8 protein-coding genes are annotated in these 10,053 nt (G+C 71.5%); 1 reads left to right on the forward strand and 7 read right to left on the reverse strand.

What is annotated here, in order from left to right; translation table 11 throughout:
• The first annotated feature begins 1,119 nt into the window (after window positions 1-1,119).
• A complete protein-coding gene (locus VF746_21655; GenBank protein ID HEX8695032.1) occupies window positions 1,120-3,591 on the forward strand; it encodes an Ig-like domain-containing protein in 2,472 nt (823 codons plus the stop codon).
• Between the two features lie 111 nt (window positions 3,592-3,702).
• Here the strand turns inward: VF746_21655 and VF746_21660 are convergent, their stop codons facing one another.
• The 7 genes from VF746_21660 to VF746_21690 form a co-directional block, all read right to left on the reverse strand.
• A complete protein-coding gene (locus VF746_21660) occupies window positions 3,703-4,131 on the reverse strand; it encodes a hypothetical protein (protein HEX8695033.1) in 429 nt (142 codons plus the stop codon).
• An 85-nt stretch (window positions 4,132-4,216) separates the two neighbouring features.
• A complete protein-coding gene (locus VF746_21665) occupies window positions 4,217-4,513 on the reverse strand; it encodes a hypothetical protein (GenBank protein HEX8695034.1) in 297 nt (98 codons plus the stop codon).
• A gap of 23 nt (window positions 4,514-4,536) precedes the next feature.
• A complete protein-coding gene (locus tag VF746_21670; protein ID HEX8695035.1) occupies window positions 4,537-5,193 on the reverse strand; it encodes a potassium channel family protein in 657 nt (218 codons plus the stop codon).
• A gap of 113 nt (window positions 5,194-5,306) precedes the next feature.
• Window positions 5,307-6,818 (reverse strand): PAS domain S-box protein, encoded by a 1,512-nt coding sequence (locus tag VF746_21675; protein ID HEX8695036.1) that lies wholly within the window; start codon window positions 6,816-6,818, stop codon window positions 5,307-5,309.
• Between the two features lie 123 nt (window positions 6,819-6,941).
• Window positions 6,942-7,721, reverse strand: a complete 780-nt coding sequence (locus tag VF746_21680; protein HEX8695037.1) for an enoyl-CoA hydratase-related protein — start codon at window positions 7,719-7,721, stop codon at window positions 6,942-6,944.
• A gap of 296 nt (window positions 7,722-8,017) precedes the next feature.
• A complete protein-coding gene (locus VF746_21685) occupies window positions 8,018-8,881 on the reverse strand; it encodes a 3-hydroxyacyl-CoA dehydrogenase family protein (GenBank protein HEX8695038.1) in 864 nt (287 codons plus the stop codon).
• 167 nt (window positions 8,882-9,048) lie between these two features.
• Window positions 9,049-9,783, reverse strand: a complete 735-nt coding sequence (locus VF746_21690) for a class I SAM-dependent methyltransferase (protein ID HEX8695039.1) — start codon at window positions 9,781-9,783, stop codon at window positions 9,049-9,051.
• Between the last annotated feature and the right edge of the window lie 270 nt (window positions 9,784-10,053).

The following is a 10,053-nucleotide window of genomic DNA, read 5'->3' on the forward strand; positions in this document are numbered from 1 at the left end:
CCGCGGCTCCGTTTGTGTCCGGCGCCGCGGACGCGAGCCGGTGTCCACGACGTCGCCCTGAGGCTCCTCCTCGCTCCTCCCTCCACCTTCCCGGGTCGGGCACGCTTCCCCGGAGGCGCGCGGCTCATCCGCAGGGTTTCCGGGCGCGGGCGGAGCCGATCTGGACATTTCCCGAGACGCGGAAACAAAAGTGGGGGAGCGCTGCCCCGGCATGCGGCACGCCTGTCCCAAACATGCCGCGGTGGACGAGGGGCGAGACGCTCGGGTTGCACGCAAGTCCTTTATTACCTATAGTTTACGTACTGTCTGAAAAGGGCGTCGGCGTGGTGCGGTTCCTGCCTTCGCGTGGAGCCGCTTTCGGGATTCACAGGCTCCGCCGCGGCCGCGCCACACGACTCCGCCCTGCGCCGCCGGACACCCTGACCCACCGCACGCTTGTGCCGCGCGGTCCGCGCATCTTCGCGGCGTTCAGCGCTCCGCTCAAGCCATGGACGGGGATTTCGCGCGCGCCCCCGCCGCAGCCCGGGGACGGCGTTCGGCACTCCGGCTGTGCGGACCGCGGGCGGGCTCGCGCGCGGACCCTGACGGCCGCGGAGACGGTCGAAGCCGGTGCGGCTGCCCCGGTTGCGGTGGGCGGAGCACTCGCGCGGCAGGGGCCGGGGGCCCCATTACAGCGATGTAACGCGGTGTTGCACCCGAAGAGCCGCGCGCGCCCGTTTCCTGCGTCCTGGTTCGTTGCCGCGCAACGGCTTGCGGCCGCTCTCCGGTCGGGAACGGGGCGTGCCTGATGCGGGGCCGCGGCAGGGCTCCTCCGCTGCGAGGCGCCCGCCGCATCCGGCCGGTTACGTCCGGCCGGACGGCCCGCTCCCCTCGCCGATCCGGCGCCCGTCCCGGTGGCCGGCGGGGGTCACCATCTCACCGGCGGCGTCGTTCCCTGCGGAACTCGGAGAAGGCTCCGCCCGCCGGCGAGGTTCTCGCACCTTTTCAGTCACCGCAGGCGCAGTTCCATCCTAACCGTCGGGTCCGCCGAGACTTCTGCTCGTCGGGCCGGCGGGAGCAGCTCCGTCCCGAGCCGGGGCGGAGGAGGCTCTGAATCCACCCGTTCGGAGGCAGAATCCCATGTCACGTCTGAAGCGCGCCGCGACCGCCGCGGCGATCCTGTTCGCCGCGGCCTGCACGGGCGACGCCGGCAAGGTGCTCGGCCCGTCCGAAGGCCCCCGGGCCACCATCTCCGACGCCGCCCACGCCGGGCAGGTGCCGGGCTTCTACTTCCTCCCGCCGCTGGTGCCGGCGCCCAGCTTCTCGGGGACGTTCGACCCGGCGCTCTCGCCGACCGTGGTGGTCTGCGAGCTGTCGGGCACCTCGTGCGGGTCCACCGTCGCCACCTTCACCACGTCGAGCGGCCTCGGGGGACAGGTGGTGCAGGTGAGCCCGGCGGAAGAGCTGTACAAGGTCAACTGGCACACCAACCTCTCCAACCTGGACCCCGCGAAGACGTACCGGATCAGCGTCTACGTGGGCACCTTCCTGCTGGGCTACGCCGACGTGGACGTGGTGAGCTCGGGGAAGGAGCTGAAGAACGTCGACACGCAGCAGTACATCCCGCTGGTGGACGACAAGACGCTGCCGATCAAGTTCCGCATCGAGACGGGGATCGTGGGGCAGGTGGTGGTCTCGCCCGCCTCCGCCACCATCAACGTGGGCCAGACGCAGCAGTTCACGGCCACCCTGATCGACCTGCACGGCAACCCGGTCACCGGGCCCACCGTCACCTGGTCGAGCTCGAACACGGCGGTCGCCACCATCGACCAGACGGGGCTGGCGACGGGCGTGTCGCCGGGGACGGTGACGATCACCGCCACGAGCGGCGGCGCCTCCGGAACGGCCACGCTGACGGTGCTGCTGCCGAACACGCCGCCGGTGGCCAACAACGACGCCTTCGACGCCATCGGCAACTTCACCACCCCGGTGGCGGCGCCGGGGGTGCTGGCGAACGACACCGACGCGGACGCCGGCAACACGCTCAGCGTCGCCGCGCCGGGCACCTACGCGACCGCCGCCGGCGGCACGGTGACGATCAACGCCGACGGCAGCTTCGCCTACCTGAGCCCCTCGGGCTTCACGGGAAGCGACAGCTTCACCTACACGGCGACGGACGGGACCGACTCCTCTGCCCCGGCCACGGTGACGATGACCGTGGCGACGCGCGTGTGGTACGTTTCCAACGCCGGCGCGGCCCCGGGCGACGGGCGCGACGCCTCGCCGTTCACCACGCTGAAGGCGGCGGAGACCGCCTCGGCGGCGGGCGAGACGATCTTCCTCCTCGCCGGCAACGGGAGCACCACCGGCTACCAGGACGGGATCGTCCTGAAGAACGGCCAGGCGCTGACCGGCCAGGGCGTGGCGGCCAACGTCACGGCCTCGCTCAACGGCCAGACGGTGGTCCTGCTCGCCGCCGGGAGCGCGCCCACGGTGACGCGCACCACGGCGGGGACCACGGTCGCGCTCGCCAGCAATAACACGGTGCAGGGGCTGCATGTGGCGTCCTCGAACGGGGCCGGGATCGCCGGCAGCGCGTTCGGGACGTTCACCGCCGCCTCCGTCAGCGTGGGGGTGCTCGGCGGGCCGGCGGTCGACCTGACGAACGGGACGGCGGCGGCCTCCTTCCGCGCCCTCTCGTCCAGCGGGAGCGGCTCGGAGGGCGTGCGCCTGGTCTCGGTGTCGGGCAGCTTCCAGGTCACCGGCGACGGCGCCACGGCGGGGTCGGGCGGCACCATCCAGAACACCAGCGTCGGCTACCGGGTGGTGCCGAACGGGAGCTCGACCCTGACGGTGGACGTCCGCCGCAGCGTGCTGCGCGACATCGCCACGAACGGCGTCTTCGTGGCCGCGGCGGCGGCCGGCAGCAGTGGCACCACCACGCTGGTCTTCAAGCACAACCAGGTGACGTCGACGGTCTCCGGCAAGGGCGGCTCGGTGCTGGTGCTCGGGCAGCAGTCGACCACCACCGTGGTGGACGTCACCGACAACACCTTCAGCAACGTGAGCGGGAACGGGCTGGTGAACGTCGACGCCCGCGACGCCTCCACCATCCGCGGCACCATCGCGCGCAACTCCATCAGCAACGCCGGCGCCGCGGGGATGGTGGTCTCCGTCGAGGCGGGCGGCGCGGCGCAGGTGGTGATCGACGACAACGACATCACCAGCGTGGGCTCCGACGGGATCCAGGCGGCCAACTTCGGCGGCGCGGGCACGTCGAGCCTGGACCTGGTGCTGACTAACAACACGGTGAACGGCCACAACCAGAATCCGTCGAACGCGTTCGTCGCGGGGATCGCGGTGTTCAGGTTCGAGGACGACGTCTGCCTGGCGATGACCGGGAACACGGTGACCGGCACGCCGGCGGGCTTCTTCGACGCCTACCTGGACGGCAACTTCGGCGGCGACGGAGGCGCGATCACGTACGAGAGCAGCGGCTCGGGCCCGCTGACCGACGCGGAACTGGTGGCGGACAACTCCGGGCTGACGCAGGCGAACGTCTTCGTCTCCAGCGTGAACAAGTCGAACGGCGCCACCTGCGCGCGGCCGTAAGGCCCGCTGGAGCGCCGTGACGAAGGGCCGGGCGGCTGCTGCCGCCCGGCCCCTCGTCTATTCACCTCATGACCACCCGGCGGTGTCCGTCGGCCGGGTGTGCGCCGCCGCTCACCCGCACGGCTGGGCGGCGGGCTGCAGCTGGTTCCCGTTCAGGGCGTTGCGGCCGATCTTCCAACTCCACGCGGTGGCCTCGGTGGGCGAGAACTCGCGGCTGCGGATGTTGTCGGTGCCGCCGGCCGCGGCGTTGCCCGAGCCGCCGTAGCCCAGCCGGTTCTCGCCTCCGCCCAGCGGCTCGGCCAGCAGCGTGATCTGCCCGCCGCTGGGGGAGACGCGCAGGCACCCCGACTGCCCCGGCTGCAGGCGCAGGCTGGTGGCGCCGCGGCCGGTGACGCGGAGCTGGTCGGTGGTGCTGTTCTCCACCAGCACGGTGACGCGGCTGTCGGTGCCGCCGGGGGCCGGCCCGGTGCCGCCCCCGGCGCCGCCGGAGGCGCATCCGGCGGCGAGGGCGAGCAGGGCGGCGAGCGGTGTTCTCCTCATGGCTCTCTTCGGGGTGGTGGGGACGGGTCGGACTCCGAACGGACCCGCGCCGCCGCGCGACGCTCCCGGCGCGAGGGTCGTCCGCTCAGGTGAAGACGGCCTCGTACTGCATCCCCTCCGCGTCGGGGCCCACGGGGACCAGGAAGATCTCGAACGGCTCCATGTGGTCGTTCTCGACGCGGTAGATCTGCTGGGGGACGTACGCGTCGTGCGGGGCGTGGAAGAGGAGCGTGAACGGCTGGCGCGGCCGGCGGGCGCCCTCGGCCCCCCAGGGGGTGACGGAGGTCAGCCGGGCGCGCATCTCCCACTGGTCGTCCACGATGACGCGGAACGTCTCGCCGATGCGCGGCGTGAAGGAGTCGGCGGTGAAGGTGTCGAGCATATCTCATCCTCTGGGGTTCGGGATCATGCCTCGTCGCGGTTTCGACTTCGCTGTGCCTGGGCCAACCCTTCACTCGTATATACCGTGAAAGCTACAAGCAACAGAACCGGGCCGCAAAATACCTCGAACAAAGTGAGGAGCTGTGGGAACCAGTGCTTGGGCGAGATGTCGCCGTATCCGATCGTTGCGATCGTGACACCGCTGTAGTAGACGGCCTCGACCACGTTCGCGAATTCGTAGCAATTCCTGAACATGCATCTGGGAAGAAGAAGGTAGATCAGCGCGAAGTCGTTGATCACTTCCATGTAGCTGAAGAATGCCAGCTCGATGCGCTTCCTGAAACCGAGGGAACTCCTGGGCTCGCCAGGCTCGAATTTGTCGAGCGCGTCGCGGACGAAAGCCGAGAAGATCTCCACGATTCGAGAAACCGGATAAATCCAGATAAAAGAGATCAGAAACCACCGGGTCAGCATCGATGGCTCTTCGAGCGAATGCTGCAGCTCGAACAATGCCACGAGAGCGAGCAGAGTCAGAGAGACGGCGAAGTATCCGTAATTGTGCTGGATGATTCGTCTCGCTTTTGCGTCAGCTCCTCCGGAATGCTTCGCCAACTCGTAGCGATAGATCGAATAGGCGTACGTCGGGAACAGAAGGGTCCAGGAATTTCGTGGGATTTTCATGATCCAGGACTCGGTGCGAGAACCATCACCTACCAGGGCTTATGCCGCCCCAGCTGCAAAATTGGATGGCGAGGAGGTGACCCGAGGCTTCGGTACTTCGGCCGGACGCGCGCTCAGGCGCCCAGCGGGAGCCGCACGGTGAACACCGTCCCCCGGCCGACGGTGCTGGCCACCGTCACGTCGCCGCCCAGGAGCGCGGAGTAGCGGCGGGTGACGGTGAGCCCGAGCCCGGTGCCCCCCTCGCGCCGCGTGCGCGACTGGTCGAGCTGGGTGAACGGGGCGAAGATCGTCTCCCAGTGCTCGGGCGGGATGCCGGGGCCGGTGTCGCGCACCTCGAACACCGCGGCCGCGCCTGCGCCGTCGCAGCGGGCGGCGAGCGTCACCGAGCCGTGGTCGGTGAACTTCACCGCGTTGGAGAGCAGGTTCAGCAGGATCTGCCGCAGCTTGGACCGGTCGGTGCAGAGCGGGGCGGGGAACGGCGCCACGTCGACCTCCAAGGCCAGCCCCTTGCGGGCGGCCAGCGGCTGGACGACGGAGGCGACCTCGGCCGCCAGCGCCGCCACGTCCACGGCGTCGCGGCGGAGCGTCTCCTCGCCCGCCTCGATGCGCGACAGGCTCAGGAGCTGGTCGATCAGCTCGCGCAGGAGGGCGGCGCTGGCCAGGATGCGGTCCAGGTGGTGCCGCTGCGTCTCGTTCACCCGCCCCACCACTTCGCCGACCAGGAGCTCCCCGTAGCCGATGATGGCGTTGAGCGGGGTGCGCAGCTCGTGCGAGACCACCGCCAGGAAATCGCTCTTGGCCCGGCTGGCGGCCTCGGCCTCGTCCTTCAGGCGCAGCAGGTCGGTGACGTCGCGGGTGAGGCAGCGCGTGTGGACGAACTCGCCGCCGCGGAAGAGGACGTTGGAGTTGATCAGCACGTGCCTGAACGTGCCGTCCTTGCCGCGCATGCGCGCCTCGTAGTCCAGCAGCGTCTCCCCGCGGGCCAGGCGCGCCAGGATGTCGTCGATGACGTGCGGGTCGGCGTGGAACTCGGCGATGTGGTGGCCGACGTACTCCTCGGGCGCGTAGCCCAGCATCTCCAGCTCGGTCCGGTTGGCGCGCAGGATGGTGCCGTCGGCGGCCACCCAGTGCAGCCCCATGCTGGCGTTGTCGAAGAAGTCGGCCAGCTCTTCGGCGCTCCGGCGCAGCTCCTCCTCGGCGGCCTTGCGCGCGGTGACGTCGTGGGAGACGCCCACGATCCCGACCAGCCGCCCCTCGGCGTCGAGCATGGGGGTGTCGGTGACGTGGGCGTAGAAGGCGGTGCCGTCGCGCCGGCGCACCAGGAAGTCGCCCGACCAGCTCTCGCCCCGCGCCAGCCGCTCCAGGATGCGCGCGGCCTCGTCCGCCGAGAGCTCGGCCGGCGTCACCTCCAGCACGCTCCTGCCCAGCACCTCGCCGGCGCGCCAGCCGTAGAGCGCTTCGGCGTGGCGGTTCCAGGCCAGGATCACGCCGGCCGGGTCGGTGACGACGACGGCCTGCTGCAGGGCGTCGAGGAGGCGCGCGCTCCACTCCTGCCCCGGCGACGGGGCGGGGGGCGCGCCCTCGGGAAGCGCGGAAGTCGGGAAGGCGAGCGTGTCCGCGGTCATCCGGCTCCTCTGGAGGATGGGACGCGCAGGCGTGGGTGCGGCGCAGGTCACGAGGCCGCTCTCAACGGCACGATCCGCGCCCCGCGCGCCGGGGACGGGCGGATCCGCGCCCGGTGACCCGCCTCAGCGTCCTCTGAACTCCGCCGGGCGCTTCTCCAGGAAGGCGGCGACGCCCTCGCGCCGGTCGTCGCTGGCGAAGCAGGTGACGAAAGCTTCCGTCTCGTAGGCGAGGCCCGCCGAGAGCGGCATCTCGGCGGCGGCGCGGACGGCCGCCTTGGCCATGGAGAGCGCCACGGGCGACTTCTCCGCCATCTTCCGCGCGAACTCCAGCGTCCGCTCGCGCAGCTCGGCCGCGGGGTGCACCACGTCCACCAGGCCGATGCGCAGCGCCTCGGCGGCGTCGACGATCTCGCCGGAGAGCACCAGCCGCATCGCCTGGCCGGTGCCGACCACGCGGGGGAGGCGCTGCGTGCCGCCGCCGCCGGGGATGATGCCCAGGTTGATCTCCGGCTGCCCCAGCTTCGCCGTGTCGGCGGCCAGGCGGACGTCGCACGCCAGCGCCAGCTCGCACCCGCCGCCCAGGCAGAAGCCGTTGATCATGGCGACGACCGGCTTCGGGTACGCGGCGACCTCGTCGAAGACGCGGCGGCCGGTCATCGCGGCGCGCTGCTCGAGCGGCGTCCTCTCGGCGAACTCGCCGATGTCGGCGCCGGCCACGAACGCCTTCTCGCCCGCGCCGGTCACCACCAGCACGCGCACGGCGTCGTCGCCGCGCAGCTCGTCGAGCGCGGCGACCAGCTCGGCGCGCACGGTGGAGCTCAGCGCGTTGCGCTTCTCCTGCCGGTCGATGGTCAGGATGGCGACCGCGCCCTCGCGGTCGATGCGGATGGTCTCGTAGGCCATCGGTCTCTGGTGGTCTCCCAGTGAAAAACGGTGTCATTCTGAGGGAGCGCCTGCACCGTGCCCGCCTCCGCACCGCATCGTGGGGCGCTCCCGAAGAATCTACCCACCCTGGCAGGTGGCTGGGACGGGTGCGCGGAAGCCAGCCACCAGGCGGGGGGAGTAGATTCTTCGGTCGCCGCCCGGCTTTATCGCGTTGAGAAGGTCCGGCGCAGCGGCTCCCTCAGAATGACAGTCGAGACGAGGGCCGGCCGTTCCTGGGCACTGGGCACTGGGCACTGGGCACTGGGCACTGGGCACTACCAGTCGTAGAAGCCCCGCCCGCTCTTCTTCCCCAGCCGTCCCTCGGCGACCATGCGGCGCAGGATCTCGGGCGGCCGGTACTGCTCGCCGCCCAGCTCGCCGTGCAGGTACTCGGCGATTCCCAGGCGCACGTCGAGGCCGACCAGGTCGGTCAGCTTGAGCGGGCCCATCGGGTGGTTGTAGCCCAGCTCCATCGCCCGGTCGATGTCCTGCGGGCTCGCCACGCCCTGCTCCACCATCCGCATGGCCTCCAGCCCCAGCACCACGCCCAGGCGCGACGAGGCGAACCCCGGCGTGTCGGTCACCACGATCGGCTCCTTGCCGATCCTGCGCGCGTACTCGAGCGAGGCGTCCAGCGTCTCCCGCGACGTCCGCTCCCCGCGCACCACCTCCAGCAGCTTCATGATGTGCACGGGGTTGAAGAAGTGCAGCCCGATCACCCGCTCGGGCGCCCCCGTGGCCTCGGCGATCCGGGTGACGCTGAGCGACGAGGTGTTGGTGGCCAGGATCGCGTCCGCGGGCGCGGCGGCGTGGGCTTCCGAGAAGACCTCGCGCTTGAGCTCCATCCGCTCGGGGACGGCCTCCACCATCAGCCAGGCGCCCGCCACCGCCTCGGCCACGCTCGCGGGCGCCGGGCGGAAGCGGCCGAGCGCGGCGCCGGCGTCCTCGACGGTCAGCTTGCCGCGCTCCACGCCCTTGTCGAGGTTGTCGCGGATCTTCGCCAGGGCGCTCTCCACGGCGCCGGGCACGGGGTCGAAGAGGACCACGCCGTACCCCGCCATCGCGCTCACCTGCGCGATCCCGTGCCCCATGGTCCCCGCGCCGATCACGGCGACGGTCCCGTTCTGTTCGTCCGCCAAGCCTGGATGCTCCGTCCGGGGGTCCGGGAAGAGGGGAGTCGGGGGTCCGGACCGCGAAAGCGGGGATATTCGCCCCCGCGCGGCGGCGGCGCAACCGCCCGGCGGGCGACGACGAGGCCTGCGGCATGGTGCGCCGCAGGCCTCGTCGCCCGGTCTCGCAGCCGGGGCTACGGCTTCACCGCGCGCAGCGTGAGGAAGAGGGGGATCTCGCGGGCGGCCAGCCGCTCCGCCTTCGCCCGGCGGCCGGGCGGGTGCGTCTGGTAGGTGGGGATCTCGTGCACCCCGTCGACCAGCAGCCCGCGGGCGGCAAGGCCGTTCACGTACGCCTCCAGCGGCCGGTGGTAGCTGCGGGTGGCCCCGCGCCGGCCGGCCCCGTAGCTCTTCATCGGCACGGCCAGGCGGGTGAGGTAGCGGTCGATGCGCCGGAAGCGCAGGCGGCGCCCGGCGTCCCACCCCCAGCCGCTCTGCCGGGGGACGCGGAAGCAGGGATGCGTCATCAGCAAGACGACGCGGCCGCCCGGGCGCAGCGACCAGGCCGCGCAGGCGAGCGCGTCTTCCAGCGGGTCGATGTCCTGGATGCTCAGCAGGAAGACGGCGGCGTCGAACGCGCCCTCGCCGAGCTCCGGCAGCTCACGGAGCCGGGTCGCGTCGCCGACCAGGAAACGGCCGTGCGCGCCGTGGTGGCGCCGCGCGAACGCGATCAGCCTGCGGCTGGCGTCGACGCCGGTGTAGCGGGCGCCCGCGGCCGCCACGTGGGGCGCCAGCGCGCCCGGCCCGCAGCCGACGTCCAGCACGTACTCTCCGGCCGCGGGCCGCAGCAGGTCGAGCAGGGCGGGGATGGCGAGGCGGCGGTGGTGCTCGCTCCCTTCCGCGCCCGACCAGCCGGCGTACCAGTCCGCCACCGCGTCCCAGCTCTCGCTCCCTGGAGACTGAGCCTGATTCTTTCTTCCAGCCATAGCGTCACCACCGTGGTCATGGGTTCGTCCTCGGGTCGCCTGGGGGAAACGGGAAAGGCCGCGGCGCGTGCCTGCACACGCGCCGCGGCCTGCGGTCGAAGACGGAAAGGCCGTGGGCGCGCACGAGAGCGCGCCCACGGCCAGTCGCGATCAGCTGTTCGAGCTGCGTTACGACATCCGGTACACGGGCACGGCCTCGCCGCAGGCGATTCCGCG

It is taken from the genome of Longimicrobium sp., from assembly GCA_036389795.1.
GTDB lineage: Bacteria > Gemmatimonadota > Gemmatimonadetes > Longimicrobiales > Longimicrobiaceae > Longimicrobium.